Consider the following 18,121-nt stretch of genomic DNA (forward strand, 5'->3'; position numbering starts at 1 on the left):
CCGGCCGACCGTCATAGGTCTGGACCAGTCATGGACGAGGTGGCCGGGTCAGCCCGCTTCCGGGTGTTCGCCGACCGGCTCCTCCACCCGTTCCGGGACCCGCTCGGCGGCCGCCTCGACCCTCGACGGCTCCAGGGCCGGCCGGGCCAGCGGCGGGACATAGGAGGAGGTCGGCAGGTTCGGGGCGTTCTCCCGCCCGCCGTTGGCGAACACCACGGCCACGTACGGCAGCAGCACACCCACGATGAGCGTCGCCCAGGCGAGCGGTCGCTCGATGTTCCACAGCACCACCGTGAGGATCACCGAGACGGTGCGGATCGACATCGAGATGATGTACCGCCGCTGGCGCCCGCGTACGTCGTCGGTGAGCCCGGTCCGTGCACCGGTGATCTGGAAGATCTCCGACCCGCCCTGCTTCCCCATCCCGCTCCACCGCCTGCTCCATACACCGGGTTGTGCCGATCACGGGTCACGACACCTGCTGCCCGGTAGGTCCAAGGTACGCCGCCGGGCCACCGCGCAGCAGGGCGGGGCGGGTGCGGGTGTGCGGTGCCGGGTCTGCGTCCCGGTCGGTAGGCAGCCGCCCGACATGCGGCGTAGACCACCCGGACGGACACTTGCGGAACGGCTGCCGGGCATTCGCCGTCCGGCCGGAGGAGGCGAGCGGCATGGGTTGGTTGTGGGCGATCATCGTCGGCCTGGTGCTCGGTCTGATCGCGAAAGCGATCATCCCGGGCAAGCAGAGCCTGCCTCTGTGGCTCACCGTGATCTGCGGTATGGGCGGCAGCGCGCTCGGCAACGGCGTGTCCCGGTGGCTCGGCGTCCGCGACACCAAGGGCATCGACTGGACCCGGCACGTCCTCCAACTGATCGGCGCGATCGTGCTGGTGGCGCTCGGCGACGCGCTGTGGGCCGCGCACAGGCGGCGCAAGCGCACCACGTCGGTGTGACGCGGGGCGGCCCGGACGGCGGCGCCCTACGGCAACTGCCGTAGCCACGGCGGTGGACGGCAGCGCCTTACGGCAACTGCCGCAGCCACTGCGGCGGTACCCGGTCGGTGAGCCACACTCCGTTCGCGCTGAGCCGGAACTCGCCGCCCTCCGCGGCCAGTCCCGCCGCGTCCACCGCCAGCACCACCGGACGGCCGTGCCGCGAACCCACCCGCGCGGCCGTCTCGGTATCCGCCGACAGGTGCACGTCCTGCCGGGACATCGGCCGCAGCCCGTCCCGCCAGATGAGCGGCAGCGTGGCCGCCGCGGTGCCGTGGTAGAGCACCGCCGGGGGATCGGCGGCGGCCAGGCCCAGCTCCACCGGCACCGAGTGGCCCTGGCTGGCCCGTATCCGGCGGCCGTCCGCGGAGTAGGCGAACCTGCGCTTGTTGTTCGTCGCGACCACGTGGTCCAGGTCGGCGCGCGAGATCCGGCGGCCCCTGGCGGCGCACCCGGCGAGCAGCTCGTCGACTCCCACCCAGCCCGCCTCGTCGAGGGTGATGCCGGCGGCCTGCGGGTTGTGCCGCAGGACCAGCGACAGGAACTTCGAGACCTTGACCGCCTGCTTCTCGTCGAGCATGTGCCCCCCTCGGCCGGGGCCGGCCGGGTCCGCCCCGGCCGGCCCGTGCCGGTCAGACCCCTTGGCTGACCGAACTCATGTTGAAATCGGGAATCCGCAGCGCCGGGGTGGCGGCGCGGGTGAAGTAGTCGCCCCACTCGCGGGGCAGGGTGCGCTCGGTGCGGCCCGCCTCGGTGGCCCGGCCCATCAGGTCGACCGGCGACTCGTTGAACCGGAAGTTGTTCACCGCTCCGGTCACCTCGCCGCCCTCCACCAGGTACACGCCGTCGCGGGTCAGGCCGGTCAGCAGCAGCGTCGCCGGGTCCACCTCGCGGATGTACCACAGGCAGGTCAGCAGCAGGCCGCGCTCGGTGTCGGCGACCATCTCCGCCAGCGACCGGGTGCCGCCGCCGTCCAGCACCATGTTGTCCACCGCGGGTGCGAGCGGCACCCCGGTCAGCTCGGCGCTGTGCCGGGTGGTGACCAGCTGGTTGAGGGTGCCCTCGCGCACCCAGTCCACCGGGCCGAGCGGCAGTCCGTTGTCGAAGACCGACGAGTCGTCGTCCGACGCGTGCGCGATGACGAACGGCGCTGCCTCCAGGCCGGGTTCGGCCGGGTCGCTGCGCAGCGTCAGCGGCAGCGCGGCGATCTTCTCGCCGATCCGGGTGCCGCCGCCGGTGCTGGAGAAGACCGTGCGGCCCTCGGCCGCGTCGCGGGCCCCGGACGACCACAGCTGGTAGATCAGCAGGTCCGCGACCGCGGTGGGCGGCAGCAGCGTCTCGTAGCGCCCGGCGGGCAGCTCCACCTTGCGCTCCGCCCAGACCAGCCGCTGCGCCAACTCGGTGTCCAGCGCCAGCGGATCGACGTCGGTGAAGTCGCGGGTGGAACGGCCCGCCCACGCGGAGCGGGTGCGGTCGGGCGACTTCGCGTTCACCTCAAGGGTGCCGGACGGCTGGTCGTGGCGAAGCCGCAGCCCGGTGGAGGTGCCCAGGTAGGTGGAGGTCACGTAGTGGTGCGCGAAGCCGTAGAGCTCCCGCCCGCCGGCCCGGGCGGTGCCGAACGCCTCGCCCAGCGCGGGCGCGAAGGCCGCGAACACGTCGGAGGAGGTCTCGGCGGGCGGCGCGGTGAAGTCGGCCGAAGGGGCGCGGCCGGCCACCAGCGGCTGGGCGTCCTCCGCGGGCCCGGCCTCCCTGGCCGCCGCCTCCGCGGCCCGCACCAGCGGCTCCAACTCGTCGGCGGTCACCGCGGACCGCGACACCATGCCGGAGGCGGTGCCCTGGGCGCCGTCGACGGTGGCGATCACGGTGAGGGTACGGCCGCGGGTCACGCCGTTCGTGGTCAGGGAGTTGGCCGCCCAGCGGAGATTGGCGCTGGACTCCTCCTCCGCGATCACCACGCAGCCGTCGGCCCGGGACAGCTCCAGGGCCCGCTCGACGATCTCGTGCGGCTTGGTCGCCGCGCTGCTGGCGCTGCTGGTCATCGGCCGGCCTCCTGCGTGGTGTTGAGAATGCTGACGTCCTGGAAGAGGGCCGACGGGCAGCCGTGGCTGACCGCCGCGACCTGGCCCGGCTGGGCCTTCCCGCAGTTGAACGCGCCGCCGAGCACGTAGGTCTGCGGGCCGCCGACCGCGGCCATGGAGCCCCAGAAGTCGGTGGTGGTGGCCTGGTAGGCGACGTCCTTGAGCTGGCCGGCGAGCTTGCCGTGCTCGATCCGGAAGAACCGCTGGCCGGTGAACTGGAAGTTGTAGCGCTGCATGTCGATGGACCAGGAGCGGTCGCCGACCACGTAGATCCCGTGGTCGACCGAGCCGATCAGCTCTTCGGTGGAGGGGCCGTTTGGCGCGGGCTGCAGCGACACGTTGGCCATGCGCTGCACCGGGACGTGGCCGGGGGAGTCGGCGTACGCGCAGCCGTTGGACCGCTCGAAGCCGGTGAGCTTCGCGATCCGCCGGTCGAGCTGGTAGCCGACCAGGACGCCGTCGCGCACCAGGTCCCAGGAGTGGGCGGCCACGCCTTCGTCGTCGAACCCGATGGTGGACAGGCCGTGCTCGGCGGTGCGGTCCCCGGTCACGTTCATGTGCGCGGAGCCGTACTTCAAGGTGCCGAGCTGGTCGAAGGTGGCGAACGAGGTGCCCGCGTACGCCGCTTCGTATCCCAGCGCGCGGTCCAGCTCGGTGGCGTGGCCGACCGACTCGTGGATGGTCAGCCAGAGGTTCGACGGGTCGACCACCAGGTCGTACCGGCCGGCCTCCACCGAGGGGGCGCGCATCTTCTCGGCGAGCAGGCCCGGGATCGCGGCCAGTTCGCCGTCCCAGTCCCAGGTGTCGCCGGTCAGGTACTCCCAGCCGCGGCCGACCGGCGGGGCGAGGGTGCGCATCGAGTCGAAGTCGCCGCTGTCCGGGTCGACCGACACGGCGGTCAGCGACGGGTGCAGCCGGACCCGCTGCTGGGTGGTGCTGGTGCCGGCGGTGTCGGCGTAGAACTTGTTCTCCTGCACGGTCAGCAGCGAGGCGTCCACATGGGAGACGCCCTCCGCGGCCAGCAGCCGCGAGCTCCACTCGGCGAGCAGGGCGGTCTTCTCCGCGTCGGGCACGTCGAACGGATTGACGTCGTAGGACGAGACCCAGGTGCGGTCCGGGTGCACCGGCTCGGCGGCCAGTTCCACCGGGTCCTGCGCGCCGGCGGCGGCGATCACCTTCGCCGACAGCTTCGCCATCGCGACGGCCTGCGAGGCGACCTTCGCCGCGCCGTCCATCGTCAGGTCCACGCCGGCGGCGAAGCCCCACGCCCCGCCGTGCACCACCCGCACCGCGTACCCCAGATCCGTGGAGTCGGAGGCGCCGGCCAGGCGGGCGTCCCGCAACCGCCACGCCGCACTGCGCACCCGCTCCAACCGGAAGTCCGCGTGCTCGACTCCCAACGCCCGCGCCCTGGCCAGCGCGGCGTCGGCAAGCGCGCGCAACGGCAACGCCATGAACGACTCATCCACCTCATGCGGCACGACGATCTTCCCTTCCTTCGCGTCTTCGCAGTGAACCATGTCCGCGCCGTCCCGGGGCGGACGTTTTCGCCCGCCTGTGGATAACTCGCCGACCGGCCCTCCCGGCGGCCGGGACGCCGCGTTCGGACGGACCGCCGCGCCCGTGCTCGCGCCCGTGCCTGCCGCCCGGCGGCTCGGCCGAATCCAGGGCGGTGTCCGCGATCGCGGTCCATCCGGTGAATTCCGACGGACCGCCGGATGTACACCGCCCGGGGATGCCGTCCGGAATGCGGAATTGCGGAGAGCGCCGTCCGGCCGCTTTCGCGGGTGAGCCGGGGCCGACCCGTCGGTTCGGCTTGCTCCTCGGGCCGGTTCCTCCGATGTGCCGACATGGCTGGTTTTCCCGTACGACGTGATTTCCGATCGGCCGGTGATGGTAATGCGGTGTCCGCTTCTTCTTCTCACCGGCACAACTTGTTCGATTCCCTTGCCTCTGGCTAGAGTCGGCCGCCATGACCGTAGACCCTTCGCTGATCCGTAGCAGTTTCAAGGTTGTCGAGCCGAACGGCTCGCAGGTGACTGCATATTTCTACGAGCACTTGTTCGCCAATCACCCCGAGGTGCGCCCGCTGTTCGCGCCGCACATCGACGAGCAGCGCGATCGCCTGTGGGCCGCCCTGGGCGCCCTGGTGGCGAACATCGAGAACCCCGAGACGCTGACCGGCATGCTGCAGAACCTGGGGCGGCGGCACGTGGGTTACGGCGCGCTGGCCGAGCACTACCCGGCCGTGGGCGCCAGCCTGATAGCCACCTTGCAGCACTACGCGGGCGACGCGTGGACGCCCGCCGTCGAGGAGTCCTGGACCGGGGTCTACGGCGTGATCAGCGACACCATGGTCGCGGCCGGCGATGCGGCCGCCCGCTGACCGAGCCGTCAGCGGCTCGCCGCGGCGAGCCGCCGAACGGCCCCCAACTGCACGGAGGTCACCCCTGATGTCGGATGCCGGTGGGTGGTCGTGAGCGATACCCAGGCGTTGCGGGACTCCTTCGCCCTGGTCGGCAAGTCCGGGGACGAGGTACCGCGGTACTTCTACTCCTACCTGTTCCTCATCGCGCCGCAGGTCCGGCCGATGTTCCCGGTGTCCATGGGCCAGCAGCGCGACCGGCTGGTCGCGGCCCTGGGCAGGATCGTCTCCGACGTGGACGACCCGGACCGCCTCGTCCCGTACCTACAGCAACTGGGCCGCGACCACCGCAAGTTCCAGGTGGTGGCCGAGCACTACGACGCGGTGGGACAGGCGCTGCTGGCCACCCTCGGCTACTTCCTGGGCGAGGCGTGGACCCCGGAGCTGCGGCGCGGCTGGACCGACGCCTACGGGCTGGTGGCCCGCACCATGTTCCAGGCCGCCGATGCCGACAGCGCGGTGAACCCGCCGTGGTGGAACGCCGAGGTGGTGCGGCACGAGCAACGCGCCTTCGACATCGCGGTCGTCACCCTGCGGTTGGACCAGCCGATGGCGTACGCCGCCGGTCAGTCCGTGATGGTGGAGACCCCGATGCTGCCGAGCACCTGGCGGTCCTTCACCCCGGCCAACGCGGTGCGCGCCGACGGCAGCATCGAGTTGCACGTGCGCTCCATCGACGGCGGACTGGTCAGTCCGGCCGTGGTCCACTCGCTGCGGCAGGGCGACGTGCTGCGCCTCGGGGCCCCGATCGGCGACCGGCTCGGGCTGCGGCGGTCGCAGGGCCGCGACCTGGTGCTGGTCGCCGGCGGTACCGGACTGGCCCCGATGCGCGCCCTGATCGAGGAGATCGCCTGGTACGGGCCGCCGCGCCGGGTGGACCTGTTCTTCGGGGCGCGCGACGCGAACGGCCTGTACGACATGCCCGCGCTGCGGCAACTGGCCGAAGCCCATCCGTGGTTGCGCGTCACCCCGCTGGTCGGCGCGGACTTCGGCAGCTTCGAGAACCGCAGCCTGGCCGGTCCCGTCCTGCGCTCGGGGGCCTGCCGCGGACGCTCGGTGTACGTCTGCGGCTCGCCGGCGATGGTCTCCGCGACGGTGCGCGATCTGGCGGCCGGCGGCATCCCCCACGACCTGCTGCACTACGAAGACGCTCGGTGATCGGAGACATGTGAACGAGACACGAGCACACCACCCGGAGGAGCGCCGGGTGACGCCCGAGACGTTGCGCTCGATGACGTTCCCCCGCGCCCCCCTGACCCGTCGCGGCTACCACGAGGAGGCGGTGCACGACGCGCTGCGCCGCTGCGCGGCGGAACTGACCGCGCTGGCGCAGGAGAACGACCGGCTGCGGACGGACATGCAGCGCCACCGGGACTGGATACGGGCGAACAACATCAGCGACGGCACCAACCTCACCGGTGTGCCGACCGTGGACGCGGTCCTGCAGCAGGCCCGCGCCCAGCAGTCGGCCGAGCAGACCGTCGTCGCGGCCCGCGATCAGGCGCGCACCATGGTGCGCGCCGCCCGGGTGCAGGCCGAGGCGATCCTGCAGCAGATCCGGGAGCAGGACGGCAAGTCGAGCGGCGCCGACCAGGAGGAGACCGAACGGCTCATCTCCTACCTGCGGCAGATCGCGCAGTCGCTGACCGTCACCGTGGACCAGTACGCCACGAAGCACACGTCCACCGACCTGCCGGCCGGCACCGGCCCGCACGGCACCTGACCGCCTCCCGCGTCGATGGGACGTATCCGCAGGCCCCAGGCACGCCGGGCACTGTAGGAACCCCACAGGGACCTCGTGAGCAGCCTGTACGGGGCGATTCCCCGGAACGCGACCGGTACCGATAGTTTTCAGGCAGACAGCCACGACCCATCGACGCAGGAAAAGAGTGATCCGTTGAGCCGCTCGGTTCTCGTCACCGGAGGAAACCGGGGCATCGGCCTCGCCATCGCCCGGGTCTTCGTCGACGCGGGCGACAAGGTCGCCATCACGTACCGCTCGGGTGAACCGCCTGCGGAACTGGTCGAGTCGGGCGTGCTCGCGGTGCGCTGCGACATCACCGACAGTGAGCAGGTGGAGCAGGCGTACAAGGAGATCGAGGAGAAGCACGGCACCGTGGAGGTGCTGGTCGCCAACGCGGGCATCACCCGTGACCAGCTCCTGATGCGGATGTCCGAGGAGGACTTCACCACGGTCCTCGACACCAACCTCACCGGCACCTTCCGCGTGGTCAAGCGCGCCAACCGCGGCATGCTGCGGGCCAAGAAGGGCCGGGTCGTGCTGATCTCGTCCGTGGTGGGTCTGCTCGGCAGCGGTGGACAGGCCAACTACGCCGCGTCCAAGGCCGGCCTGGTGGGCTTCGCCCGCTCGCTCGCGCGTGAACTGGGCTCGCGCAACCTCACGTTCAACGTCGTCGCCCCCGGCTTCGTCGACACCGACATGACCCGGGCGCTCTCCGACGAGCAGCGGTCCGGGATCGTCGCCCAGGTGCCGCTCGGCCGGTACGGCCGGCCCGAGGAGATCGCCGCCACCGTGCGCTTCCTCGCCTCGGACGACGCCTCGTACATCACTGGAGCCGTCATCCCGGTTGACGGCGGATTGGGCATGGGTCACTGATCACCATGAGCGGAATCCTCGAAGGCAAGCGCATCCTGATCACCGGCGTGCTGATGGAGTCGTCCATCGCCTTCCACGCCGCCAAGCTGGCTCAGGAGCAGGGCGCCGAGATCATCCTCACCGCGTTCCCCCGGCCCACCCTGACCGCCCGGATCGCCAAGAAGCTGCCGAAGCCGACGAAGGTCATCGAGCTGGACGTGACCAACGCCGAGCACCTGGCGGGCCTGGAAGAGGTCGTGCGCAAGGAGCTGGGCGGGCTCGACGGGGTCGTGCACTCCATCGGCTTCGCCCCGCAGGACGCGCTCGGCGGCAACTTCCTCGACACGCCCTTCGAGTCGGTGTCCACCGCGATGCACGTCTCGGCGTTCTCCCTGAAGTCCCTCACCATGGCGCTGCTGCCGCTGATGACCGAGGCCGACGGCCCGGACGCGGTGAGCGGCGGCTCGGTGGTCGGGCTGACCTTCGACGCGCAGTTCGCCTGGGGCCAGTACGACTGGATGGGCCCGGCCAAGGCCGCGCTCGAGTCGACCTCCCGCTACCTCGCCCGCTACCTCGGCGAGCAGAACGTGCGCTGCAACCTGGTGTCGGCCGGCCCGCTCGCCTCCATGGCCGCCAAGTCGATCCCCGGCTTCGGCGACCTGGCCGCCACCTGGGACACGCGCTCCCCGCTGGCGTGGGACCTGACCGACCCGGAGCCGGCCGGCCGCGGCATCGTGGCGCTGCTGTCGGACTGGTTCCCCAAGACGACCGGCGAGATCATCCACGTGGACGGCGGTCTGCACGCGGTCGGTTGATCCGACCGGCCGGCGGCACGCCCCGCGCCCGGCCCCTCGCGTACCCAGCTGGTGCACCCGGCCTCCTTGCCCGCGCGGGCAAGGAGGCCGTGCTCATGACCGGTACGTGAGGAACCGGCAGGAGAACGCGTGGTCGCGGGCCTCGGCGGCGGCGCCGTCGGCGTCGCGCGCGCGGATGGCGGCCAGCAGCCGGGCGTGGTCGACGTGGTCCTCCGGGCGCAGCTCGGTGCCGACGTCGGCACGCAGGAAGTCGCGCAGCACCTCGCCGAGGTCCGCGTACAGCGCGGTGATGACGTCGTTGTGCGAGGCGGCCGTCACCGCGAGGTGCCAGGTGGCGTCGGCCTGGACGAAGTCCTCGGTGCTGCCGGAGTCCCAGGCCCGCTCGCGCCGTTCCAGCAGCGTGTCGAGCTTGCGCAGGTCCTTGTCGTCACGGCGCTCGGCGGCCAGCCGGGCCGCGCTGGCCTCCAGGGAGCTGCGCAGCTCGGCGACGTGCAGCGGATCGGCGTCGGCGAAGCGGCGGTGCATCACCCCGGCGAGTTCGCTGGTCGCGACGACGTAGGTGCCCGAGCCCTGGCGGATGTCCAGCAGGCCGTTGTGCGCCAGGGCGCGGACCGCCTCGCGGACGGTGTTGCGGGCGACGCCGAGCAGCGCGACCAGCTCGGACTCGGTGGGGATGCGCGAGCCGACCGGCCAGCTCCCTGCGGCGATCTCCGCGCGCAGCCGCGCGATGACCTGGTCGGCGAGCGGCGCTGGACGAGACACGGGTCCGAGATTCATCCCATCATTCTATGATGGGCTCATGCACGATGACGAATCCCTGACCCTCGACCCCGCCGCGGCCGCACCGGAGCGCGCCGCGGGCCCGGCCGACGCCACCCGCGCACCCGCCCCCGTGGACCGTCCGACCCTGCCCGTCCCCTGGGTGCGCCGGCTCGTCGTCGTCGCCCTGATCCTCGCCGCGATCAACCTGCGCCCCGCCGTCACCAGCCTCGGCCCCCTGCTCAAGGAGGTCCGCGACGACCTCGGCATGAGCGGCACCATGGCCGGGCTGCTCACCTCGGTACCCGCCGCGTGCTTCGCGCTGTTCGGCTTCACCGCGCCCCGGCTGGCCCGCCGCTTCGGCCCCGGCGCGGTGGTCTGCGCCGGGATGGCCGCCATCGCTGGCGGCCTGCTGCTGCGCCCGCTGGCCGGCAACACCGCGGTCTTCCTGGTCACCAGCGCGCTCGCGCTGGCCGGGATCGCGGTCTCCAACGTGCTGATGCCGGTGATGGTCAAGCGCTACTTCCCCGACCGGGTCGGCACCGTCACCGGCGTCTACTCGATGGCCCTGTCGCTGGGCACCGCCGTGGCCGCGGCCGTCACCGTGCCGCTCACCGACGCGCTGGGCGGCAGCTGGCGGTGGGGCCTGGGCGTGTGGGCCGGGCTCGCCGCGGTGGCGGTCGTGCCGTGGCTGCCGCTGATACGGGACCGGTCGGGCCAGCGGCCGGCGACGCGGACCAGGACCGTACGGGACCGGGCCGCATCCCCGTCGGCATCCACAGCGACCGCCCCCGTACCCGCGCCCGCACACGGCGAGCACGGCCGGATCAGCCGCAGCCGTACCGCCCGGATGCTCGCCTGCTACTTTGGGCTCCAGAGCACCGCCGCCTACGTGACCATGGGCTGGATGCCGCAGGTCTTCCGGGACGCCGGGCTGTCCGCGGACAAGGCGGGCCTGCTGCTGGCCCTCACCATGGTGCTGGGGGTGCCGCTGTCGTTCGTGCTGCCCCCGCTCGCCGCCCGGATGGGGTCGCAGGGACCGATCGTCGTCACCCTCGCGGCGTTCCAGCTCGCCGGGTTCGCCGGGCTGTGGGCCGCGCCCGCCGCGGCACCCTGGCTGTGGGCGCTGCTGCTCGGCTTCGCCAACTGCGCCTTCCCGCTGGTGCTGACGATGATCGGGATGCGTGCGCGCAGCGGCGCCGGCGTCGTACGGCTGTCGGCGTTCGCGCAGAGCAGCGGCTATCTGATCTCCATCCCCGGACCGATCCTGGTCGGCACGCTCAACCAGGTCAGCGGCGGCTGGGGCCTGCCGATGGCGCTGATGATCGCACTGGTGGTGCCCCAGGCGCTGTGCGGCGTGCTGGCCGGCCGCAACCGCCATATCGAGGACGAACTGTGACCCCGGTGCGGACCCTCCAGGAAGCGGTGCCAGACTGAGCGTCATGCCCGTACTCGAACCGAATCCCCCGCAGCCGCAGCGGCGGTTGCTCATCGTCTTCGGCCTCATGATGGGCGTTCCCGCGATCGTCGCGGTCGTCGCCATCATCGCGGCCCGCATGGGTTAGACCGGCTCCGGCCCGGACCCCGACCGCGACCCTGAGGCGGAGGGTGGGGAGAACCCCACCTTCCCTAGGGGGCCAGGGTCAGGGTCAAGTGGGTGGACGACCGGATGGGCCGCCGCGCCCCGCCGCCGTAGCGTCGAACTGCACCTGGAAGAACAGCGATCCGGCAGTTCGACGGACCCAGCACGGAGGCGGTCACCGTGACCACGCAGTCCCCGCACCTGTACGAGCGGCAGCCCCGGTCCGCCGCCGCGCCCCGTGCCGACCGCGGCCCGGGAAGGGCGTCCACCGCGCAGACCCGGGTGCCGTGGTGGGCGGTGGCGCTGCCCGTGGTGGCGTTCGCCGTGCTGCTGGCGCTGCTCAGCGGCGGGACCGCGGACGCCTCGACGGCCGCGGCGCACGGCGACCTGTTCGGACGGCTCGCCGCGGTCTTCAGCGCGCTGGTGCACCACCTGATCTGACCCGGGCCCGGGGCTGGCGTGGATCGGGCCTGGACGCGGCCTGGATCGGGCCTGGACGCGGCCTGGAGCGGCCCCGACCCGGCCCGATGCGCGTCCGGCCGGCCCCTGCCGTTATCGGCGGTCACCGGCCGTCACCGCCGGGGCGGGGCGTTTTCCCGGGGCGGCGGAAGCCCGCCGACCTCGGGAGACCGGCCAGCCCGCGCCCGCCGGCCGGAATTCTGGAAAGCTGAAGGACATGACCGCCGATTCGACCCGCACCATCGTCCTGCTCAGGCACGCCAAGGCCGACTGGCCGTCCGTGCCGGACCACGAGCGCCCGCTGGCCGACCGCGGCCGGCTGGACGCGCCCGCGGCCGGCCGCCGCTTCACCGACGACGGCATCACCCCCGACCTCGCGCTGTGCTCCACCGCCACCCGCACCCGCGAGACGTGGAAACTCGTCGCGCACGAGATGACGCACCGCCCCAAGACCGTCTACGAGGAGCGGCTCTACGACGCGAGCCTCGGCGACCTGCTGGCCCTGATCGGGGAGACCCCCGACAGCGTCGGCTCGCTGCTGCTGGTCGGCCACAACCCGGGCATGCACGCCCTCGCCGAGGCGCTGGCCGGCTCGGCGGACAGCGACGCGCTGTCCCGGATGCACCGTGGCGGCTTCCCCACCGCGGCCTTCGCCGTCCTCACCTTCACCGGGCCGTGGAAGTCCGCCGAGCACGGCGTGGCCCGGCTCACCGGGTTCTGGGCGCCGCACGAGGGATAGCGCGGGCGACAGCGCGAGGAGCCCGCGGGAGTGCGGGGGCGCGGGGGTGACGGCGAGCCCGCGGAACGGCGAGTCCGTGAGGAGCCCGCGGGAGCGCGGCGCGCGGCCGGATCGCGCGCCTGGCCCGTTCCGGCCTATCCCGGCCCGTCCCGGCTCAGTCGGTGACCGTGCCGTCCAGCGCGTCGGCCGCCTCGATCTCCTCGCGGGTGATCCCCAGCAGGTACAGCACGGTGTCGAGGAAGGGGACGGTCACCGCGGCGTCGGCCGCCTCCCGCACCAGCGGCTTCGCGTTGAAGGCCACGCCGAGGCCCGCAGTGTTGAGCATGTCCAGGTCGTTGGCGCCGTCGCCGACGGCCACCGTCTGGCTCAGCGGTACCCCCGCGAGCTGCGCGAAGGAGCGCAGCAGCCGTGCCTTCCCGGCGCGGTCCACGATCGGCCCGGTCACCTTGCCGGTCAGCCGCCCGTCGACGATCTCCAGGGTGTTGGCGGCCGCGAAGTCCAGCCCCAGCCGCTCCTTGAGGTCGTCGGTCACCTGGGTGAAGCCGCCCGAGACCACGCCGACCTGGTAGCCGAGCCGCTTGAGCGTACGCACCAGGGTGCGGGCGCCGGGGGTCAGCCGCACCTCGGCGCGCACCTTGTCCACCACGGACGCGTCGAGACCGGCCAGCAGCGCCACCCGCGCGTGCAGCGACTGCTCGAAGTCCAGCTCGCCGCGCATCGCCGCCGCCGTCACCTCGGCGACCTGCTCCTCGCACCCGGCGTGCGCGGCGAACAGCTCGATCACCTCATCCTGGATGACGGTGGAGTCCACGTCCATGACCACCAGCCGCTGCGCCCGGCGCTGGAGCCCGGACGGCACCACGGCCACGTCCACCCCGCGCGCGGCGGACTCCAGCGCCAGCGCGGAGCGCAGCGCGGTGTGCTCGGCGCCGGACACCGCGAACTCCACCGCGGTCACCGGGTACTTCGCCAGCCGGAAGATACGGTCGATGTTGCCGCCGACCTCGGTGATCAGAGCCGCTATGGCCGCGATGGACTCCGGTACCAGCGGCCGGCCGAGCACCGTGACATGGGAACGGCCCGCGCCGCGGGGGCTGTTGTCGCCGATCCCGGAGATGATCTCGGCCTGCATCTTCATCGACTCGGCCCAGCCGTGCACGGTGACCCGCAGCTCGCTCTCCGCGCCACGGGCGGTGGGGGCGGTGACCAGCGCGCACAGCACGATCCGGCCACGGGTCACCACCTGCTCGATGTCCACCACGGCCACGTCGTAGCCGGCGAGCGTCTCGAAGAGCCCGGCGGTGAGCCCGGGCCGGTCCTTGCCGAAGATCTTGACCAGGAGGGTCGGCGCGTCGGCCGCGGGAAGCGTGGGGACGATCTCGTCCGCGGCGGCTGCCGGTGGGGTCTGCGGGGCGTCGTTCATGGTGCTCCCACCGTATCCGCCGTCCGCCGGCCGGGCACCAGCTGTCCCGGCTGGCGGACACCCGGGGCGCCGGGGGAGCGGGCGCCGTACGGCGGGACGCGGGGCGCGCGGCCGGACAGGGACCGTACGACCGGGCCTGGGGCGGGGCGGTACGGCGGGACGCGGGTCGTGCGGTCCGGCGCGGGGCGCCCTGCCGGGGTGGTACTACTTATCCGGCACTCGCCGAACCGGGTCGGACCGAAGGCGTCGCGGCGCGGAACCGGGGGTGCGCAGGGTGCGTCGTGGGGCGTGGAGGGTGGCAATCGGTGACCGATCCGAGCCTGAAACAGTTCCTCCCGATGTTCGCAATCCCTAGACTGCCCCTCCATGGGGGACTTCGGGGGACAACAAATGGGGCATGGGGTGCCTGAACTCGTACTCGAACTCAACGGACAGACCTGGCCGCTGGACCCATCCCGGTCCTACAGCCTCGGCCGCGACCCGCAAGGCGACCTCGTCCTCGACGATCCGAGGGTGTCCTGGCGGCACGCCACGATCCGCCGCGGTGAACGCGGCTGGCTGCTGGAGGACTTGGGCAGCACCAACGGCACTTTCGTGCAGGGCCGGCGGGTCCAGAACGCCGACGTCGGCCCCGGCGCCGCGGTCCACCTCGGCAACGCGACCGACGGGCCCCGGCTGGACTTCACCGGTCCCGCGGGTGCGAGCGCCGGAGCGGGTGTGGGCGCGGCGGCCGCGGGGGCCGCCTCGGCCCAGGCCGCGCCGCAGTCCGCACCTCAACAGGCCCCGCAGCAGGCGGCCGCCTACCAGCAGGCACCGCCCCAGGCGCGCCCGCAGCAACCGCCACAACCGCCGCAGCAGCCGCAACCGCAGTACCAACCCCCGCAGCAGCAGCCGCAGATGTACGCGGGACAGCCGCAGGGCGTCCCGCAGCAGGGGCAGCAGGGGCAGCAGGGCGCGGGGGGTTGGGGTGCTCCGCCCGCGCAGGTCCCGCCGCAACAGCCGCCGCAGCAGGGCTGGGGCCGGCCGCCCCAGCAGCAACCGCAGCCGCCCGGCCCGCAGATGCAGCAAGCCCCGCAGCAACCACCGCAGCCGCAGCAGTCTCCGCCGCAGCAGCCGCAGGGCGGAGCGCCCGGCTACGGCGTGCGCAGCCCCACCACCTTCCACCAGCTCGCGCTGGGCCGGGTGATGAAGATCGGCCGTGCGCTGGAGAACGAGCTGGTCGTCTCCGACCTCCAGGTCTCCCGCTACCACGCGGAGTTCCGCGCGCACCCGGACGGCCGCTACGAGATCGCCGACCTGGGCAGCCACAACGGCACCTATGTCAACGGCCAGCCGGTGCAGCGCCATCTGCTGGGCCCCAACGACATCGTCGGCGTGGGCCACTCCACCTTCCGGCTGGTCGGCGACCGGCTGGAGGAGTTCGTCGACACCGGCGACGTGTCGTTCTCCGCGCGCCGCCTGTCGGTGACGGTGCCGCACGGCAAGACCACGAAGACGATCCTGCGGGACGTCTCCTTCGGGGTGCCGGAGAAGTCGCTGATCGGCGTGATCGGCCCGTCCGGCTCCGGCAAGTCGACCCTGCTGCGCGCGCTGACCGGCTACCGGCCGGCCGACCAGGGCGAGGTGCTGTACGACAACCGCAACCTGTACAAGCAGTTCGCGGAGCTGCGCCAGCGCATCGGCCTGGTCCCGCAGGACGACATCCTGCACAAGGAGCTCCAGGTCAGGACCGCGCTGCGGTACGCCGCCAAGCTCCGCTTCCCCGGCGACACCGCGACCGCGGAGCGCGAGGCGCGGATCGACGAGGTGCTGCGCGAGCTGAAGCTCGACATCCACGCCGACAAGAAGGTCACCTCGCTCTCCGGCGGCCAGCGCAAGCGCGTCTCGGTCGCCCTGGAACTGCTGACGAAGCCGTCGCTGATCTTCCTGGACGAGCCGACCTCCGGCCTCGACCCGGGCATGGACCGCGACGTGATGAAGCTGCTGCGCGGCCTCGCCGACGACGGCCGGACCGTCCTGGTCGTCACCCACTCGGTGGCGGAACTGGCGCTGTGCGACAAGCTGCTGGTCATGGCGCCGGGCGGCGCGGTGGCGTACTTCGGCCCGCCGGACGAGGCGCTGACCTTCTTCGGCTACGACAACTGGGCCGACGTCTTCTCCGCGTTCGAGAACTACCGCGACTACGACTGGTCCGGCCGCTGGCGCGGTTCGCAGCACTACCAGACGTACGCCGCCGAACTGGACCAGGCGGCCCCGCAGGCCGCGCACTACATCCCGTACCAGGCGGCGCGGCCGCCCAAGCCGCAGGGCTGGGGCTCGCAGCTGGTCACGCTGGTTCGGCGCTACCTGTCGGTGATCGTCTCCGACCGGGGCTTCATCGGGCTGATGGTGATCCTGCCCGCGGTGCTCGGCGTGGTCAGCATCCTGATCCCCGCCGACTACGGCCTCGGCCTCGGCAAGGCGCCGTACTTCCAGAACAAGGACGCGGGCACCATCCTGATGATCCTCGCGGTCGGCGCGTGCTTCGCGGGCGCGGCGAACTCGGTCCGCGAGCTGATCAAGGAGCGGGTGATCTACGAGCGGGAACGCGCGGTCGGGCTGTCCCGGTCGGCGTACCTGATGTCCAAGGTCATCGTGCTCGGCCTGATCACCGCGCTGCAGGGCGCGATCATCTGCGGCATCGGCTTCGCGCCGCGCAAGATGCCCACCCAGGGCGTCGTCCTGCACAGCCACCCGGGCGTGGAGATGACGCTGGTCATCATCGTGTTCGGCTTCACCTCGATGATGGTCGGCCTGATCATCTCGGCGCTGGTGAAGACGGCGGAGAAGACCATGCCGCTGCTGGTCATGTTCGCCATCGTGCAGATCGTCTTCACCGGGGTGCTCTTCCAGCTCTACGGCAAGCCCGGGGTGGAGCAGCTGTCCTGGCTGATGCCGGCCCGCTGGGCGGTGGCCGGGGCGGGCGCCACGGCGAGCCTCAACACGCTGCTGCCATGGGACCCGACCCGCAGGACGCATGACGCGCTGTGGCAGCACACCGCGGGCGCCTGGACGTTGGACGTCGTGGTGCTGCTGGCGATGTCCGTGCTGTGCGGCTTCGTCGTCGCCCGGCTGCTGCGCAGGCACGAGCCGGAGGTCATGCGGAAGTAGCCGGTCCGCGGCCCGGCCGCGGGCAGTTCAGGGCAGCGGAAAGGGCGGTGGGACGCATGTGTCCCACCGCCCTTTCGGGTTCCCGCATTCGGCGGATCGCTCGATCAGTACGCCGAGTTCACGTTGTCCATGCCGCCGTACACGTGGTACGCGTAGTTGCAGGCGGCGGCGATGTTCGCGACCGGGTTGTAGACGTTCCACGAGGTGCCGGAGACGTGGTACGCGTTGAACGTGGGGTCGATGGTCTGGAGCAGGCCCTTGGAGGGAATGCCCTTCGCGGCGTTCGAGTCCCACAGGTTGATCGCGTTCGGGTTGCCGGACGACTCCCGAATGATGTTGCGGTAAATGCCGTTGTACGTCGGGACCGGAATGTTGTGCGCGGCCAGGGTGGCCCGGGCCTCGCGAATCCAGCCGTCCAGGTTGTTCGGGTAGGTCACCGCGGCCGGCGCCGCGGTCGTGGCCTTCGCGACCGGAGCGGCCTTGGCGACCGGGGCGGCCTTCTTCGCCACCGGCGCGGTCTTCTTGATCACCGGCGCGGTCTTCTTGATCACGACGCGCTTGGTGGAGCGGTTGGCCGCTTCCTTGGCGCGCGCGGCGGCCTCGTCGGCCGCCTTCTTCTTCGCGGCAGCCGCGTCCGCGGCCTTCTTCTTCGCGACGGCGTCCGCAGCCGCCTTCTTCTTCGCCGCGGCGTCCGCGGCGGCCTTCTTCTGAGCAGTGGCCTGGTCGGACATGGCCTTCTGGGAGGCCATGCCGGACTCGGGGCTGATGCTCTTGACCTGGTCGCCGGTGGAGACGGAGAACCCAGTCGGGTCGCCTGCGGCGACAGCCGACCCACCAGCGGTCGCCTCGAGACCGGTGACTGTCAGGGCAACGGCCGCGGCGGCGGCGACACCGGCCACCGTGATCTTGTGCTTCCTGGACAGTCGGTCGATCTTCGGGATCGTGGGGAGCTGCATGCGGGATTACCTCTTCCGATTGGGACCCGAGAATTGTTAGAGGGTCGGAAATCGGGGGTCAATGAGCCCTGCTACGAGCCGAACTCGTAGATGCGGCTGGCGCCCGCGCCGGAGTTCCCGGGTTTTCTCCCGGAGTTTCGGGACCTGAAT

General features: G+C 72.1%; 18 protein-coding genes. 11 read left to right on the plus strand and 7 right to left on the minus strand.

The features are described 5' to 3' along the window. Positions 1–48 precede the first annotated feature (48 nt). Positions 49–423, minus strand: coding sequence for a DUF3099 domain-containing protein (locus OG896_RS31365; protein ID WP_329370729.1), 375 nt, complete (start codon positions 421–423; stop codon positions 49–51). Between the two features lie 245 nt (positions 424–668). Here OG896_RS31365 and OG896_RS31370 point away from each other — a divergent pair, with 245 nt between their 5' ends. Then, positions 669–950, plus strand: coding sequence for a GlsB/YeaQ/YmgE family stress response membrane protein (locus OG896_RS31370; RefSeq protein WP_329370731.1), 282 nt, complete (start codon positions 669–671; stop codon positions 948–950). A gap of 67 nt (positions 951–1,017) precedes the next feature. Here OG896_RS31370 and OG896_RS31375 read toward each other — a convergent pair whose 3' ends face one another. From OG896_RS31375 to OG896_RS31385, 3 genes are read right to left on the minus strand one after another with little or no spacing between them, the layout of a single operon-like run. Further along, positions 1,018–1,569, minus strand: coding sequence for an RNA 2'-phosphotransferase (locus OG896_RS31375; protein ID WP_329370733.1), 552 nt, complete (start codon positions 1,567–1,569; stop codon positions 1,018–1,020). Between the two features lie 52 nt (positions 1,570–1,621). Further along, on the minus strand, positions 1,622–3,028 hold the full coding sequence (locus OG896_RS31380) for a metallopeptidase TldD-related protein (protein ID WP_329370735.1): 1,407 nt from the start codon (positions 3,026–3,028) through the stop codon (positions 1,622–1,624). Beyond that, entirely contained in the window at positions 3,025–4,548 is a 1,524-nt protein-coding gene (locus OG896_RS31385) for a TldD/PmbA family protein (RefSeq protein WP_329374391.1), read from the minus strand. The genes OG896_RS31380 and OG896_RS31385 overlap by 4 nt, the downstream gene beginning before the upstream one ends. A 491-nt stretch (positions 4,549–5,039) precedes the next feature. Here OG896_RS31385 and OG896_RS31390 point away from each other — a divergent pair, with 491 nt between their 5' ends. The 5 genes from OG896_RS31390 to fabI all read left to right on the plus strand — a co-directional run bounded on the left by OG896_RS31390 (position 5,040) and on the right by fabI (position 8,903). Then, a complete protein-coding gene (locus OG896_RS31390; RefSeq protein ID WP_328462584.1) occupies positions 5,040–5,453 on the plus strand; it encodes a globin family protein in 414 nt (137 codons plus the stop codon). A gap of 90 nt (positions 5,454–5,543) precedes the next feature. After that, positions 5,544–6,650, plus strand: a complete 1,107-nt coding sequence (locus tag OG896_RS31395) for a globin domain-containing protein (protein WP_329370737.1) — start codon at positions 5,544–5,546, stop codon at positions 6,648–6,650. Between the two features lie 49 nt (positions 6,651–6,699). Continuing rightward, on the plus strand, positions 6,700–7,215 hold the full coding sequence (locus tag OG896_RS31400) for a DivIVA domain-containing protein (protein ID WP_328462580.1): 516 nt from the start codon (positions 6,700–6,702) through the stop codon (positions 7,213–7,215). Between the two features lie 174 nt (positions 7,216–7,389). Further along, positions 7,390–8,109, plus strand: a complete 720-nt coding sequence (gene fabG, locus OG896_RS31405) for a 3-oxoacyl-[acyl-carrier-protein] reductase (RefSeq protein ID WP_328462578.1) — start codon at positions 7,390–7,392, stop codon at positions 8,107–8,109. A gap of 5 nt (positions 8,110–8,114) precedes the next feature. Further along, positions 8,115–8,903, plus strand: coding sequence for an enoyl-ACP reductase FabI (fabI, locus tag OG896_RS31410; RefSeq protein WP_328462576.1), 789 nt, complete (start codon positions 8,115–8,117; stop codon positions 8,901–8,903). Between the two features lie 93 nt (positions 8,904–8,996). Here the strand turns inward: fabI and OG896_RS31415 are convergent, their stop codons facing one another. Next, positions 8,997–9,680, minus strand: coding sequence for a FadR/GntR family transcriptional regulator (locus OG896_RS31415; protein ID WP_329370740.1), 684 nt, complete (start codon positions 9,678–9,680; stop codon positions 8,997–8,999). Positions 9,681–9,702: 22 nt separating this feature from the next. Here OG896_RS31415 and OG896_RS31420 point away from each other — a divergent pair, with 22 nt between their 5' ends. The 4 genes from OG896_RS31420 to OG896_RS31435 all read left to right on the plus strand — a co-directional run bounded on the left by OG896_RS31420 (position 9,703) and on the right by OG896_RS31435 (position 12,442). Next, positions 9,703–11,061 (plus strand): CynX/NimT family MFS transporter, encoded by a 1,359-nt coding sequence (locus OG896_RS31420; RefSeq protein WP_329370742.1) that lies wholly within the window; start codon positions 9,703–9,705, stop codon positions 11,059–11,061. A 43-nt stretch (positions 11,062–11,104) separates the two neighbouring features. Further along, a complete protein-coding gene (locus tag OG896_RS31425) occupies positions 11,105–11,227 on the plus strand; it encodes an SGM_5486 family transporter-associated protein (RefSeq protein ID WP_328462570.1) in 123 nt (40 codons plus the stop codon). A 197-nt stretch (positions 11,228–11,424) separates the two neighbouring features. Next, entirely contained in the window at positions 11,425–11,685 is a 261-nt protein-coding gene (locus tag OG896_RS31430; protein WP_329370744.1) for a hypothetical protein, read from the plus strand. Positions 11,686–11,920: 235 nt separating this feature from the next. Then, complete coding sequence (locus OG896_RS31435) at positions 11,921–12,442, plus strand: SixA phosphatase family protein (protein WP_328462566.1); 522 nt, start codon at positions 11,921–11,923, stop codon at positions 12,440–12,442. A 154-nt stretch (positions 12,443–12,596) separates the two neighbouring features. Here the strand turns inward: OG896_RS31435 and serB are convergent, their stop codons facing one another. Further along, the gene (gene serB, locus OG896_RS31440; RefSeq protein ID WP_328462564.1) at positions 12,597–13,865 is read right to left on the minus strand and encodes a phosphoserine phosphatase SerB; all 1,269 of its coding nucleotides are present in this window, start codon (positions 13,863–13,865) and stop codon (positions 12,597–12,599) included. Between the two features lie 390 nt (positions 13,866–14,255). Here serB and OG896_RS31445 point away from each other — a divergent pair, with 390 nt between their 5' ends. Continuing rightward, positions 14,256–17,015, plus strand: coding sequence for an FHA domain-containing protein (locus OG896_RS31445; protein WP_329370746.1), 2,760 nt, complete (start codon positions 14,256–14,258; stop codon positions 17,013–17,015). Between the two features lie 104 nt (positions 17,016–17,119). Here OG896_RS31445 and OG896_RS31450 read toward each other — a convergent pair whose 3' ends face one another. Beyond that, complete coding sequence (locus OG896_RS31450; RefSeq protein WP_329370748.1) at positions 17,120–17,971, minus strand: transglycosylase SLT domain-containing protein; 852 nt, start codon at positions 17,969–17,971, stop codon at positions 17,120–17,122. Between the last annotated feature and the right edge of the window lie 150 nt (positions 17,972–18,121).

The organism is Streptomyces sp. NBC_00669 (assembly GCF_036226785.1).
In the GTDB taxonomy this organism is placed as follows: Bacteria; Actinomycetota; Actinomycetes; order Streptomycetales; family Streptomycetaceae; genus Actinacidiphila.

What these genes read in the sequence shown, in the direction of transcription:
- OG896_RS31365 (WP_329370729.1), bottom strand. Translation starts at nt 423, where the DNA reads ATGGGGAAGCAGGGCGGGTCGGAGATCTTCCAGATCACCGGTGCACGG.
- OG896_RS31370 (WP_329370731.1), top strand. Translation starts at nt 669, where the DNA reads ATGGGTTGGTTGTGGGCGATCATCGTCGGCCTGGTGCTCGGTCTGATC.
- OG896_RS31375 (WP_329370733.1), bottom strand. Translation starts at nt 1,569, where the DNA reads ATGCTCGACGAGAAGCAGGCGGTCAAGGTCTCGAAGTTCCTGTCGCTG.
- OG896_RS31380 (WP_329370735.1), bottom strand. Translation starts at nt 3,028, where the DNA reads ATGACCAGCAGCGCCAGCAGCGCGGCGACCAAGCCGCACGAGATCGTC.
- OG896_RS31390 (WP_328462584.1), top strand. Translation starts at nt 5,040, where the DNA reads ATGACCGTAGACCCTTCGCTGATCCGTAGCAGTTTCAAGGTTGTCGAG.
- fabI (WP_328462576.1), top strand. Translation starts at nt 8,115, where the DNA reads ATGAGCGGAATCCTCGAAGGCAAGCGCATCCTGATCACCGGCGTGCTG.
- OG896_RS31415 (WP_329370740.1), bottom strand. Translation starts at nt 9,680, where the DNA reads ATGAATCTCGGACCCGTGTCTCGTCCAGCGCCGCTCGCCGACCAGGTC.
- OG896_RS31420 (WP_329370742.1), top strand. Translation starts at nt 9,703, where the DNA reads ATGCACGATGACGAATCCCTGACCCTCGACCCCGCCGCGGCCGCACCG.
- OG896_RS31425 (WP_328462570.1), top strand. Translation starts at nt 11,105, where the DNA reads ATGCCCGTACTCGAACCGAATCCCCCGCAGCCGCAGCGGCGGTTGCTC.
- OG896_RS31435 (WP_328462566.1), top strand. Translation starts at nt 11,921, where the DNA reads ATGACCGCCGATTCGACCCGCACCATCGTCCTGCTCAGGCACGCCAAG.
- serB (WP_328462564.1), bottom strand. Translation starts at nt 13,865, where the DNA reads ATGAACGACGCCCCGCAGACCCCACCGGCAGCCGCCGCGGACGAGATC.
- OG896_RS31445 (WP_329370746.1), top strand. Translation starts at nt 14,256, where the DNA reads ATGGGGCATGGGGTGCCTGAACTCGTACTCGAACTCAACGGACAGACC.
- OG896_RS31450 (WP_329370748.1), bottom strand. Translation starts at nt 17,971, where the DNA reads ATGCAGCTCCCCACGATCCCGAAGATCGACCGACTGTCCAGGAAGCAC.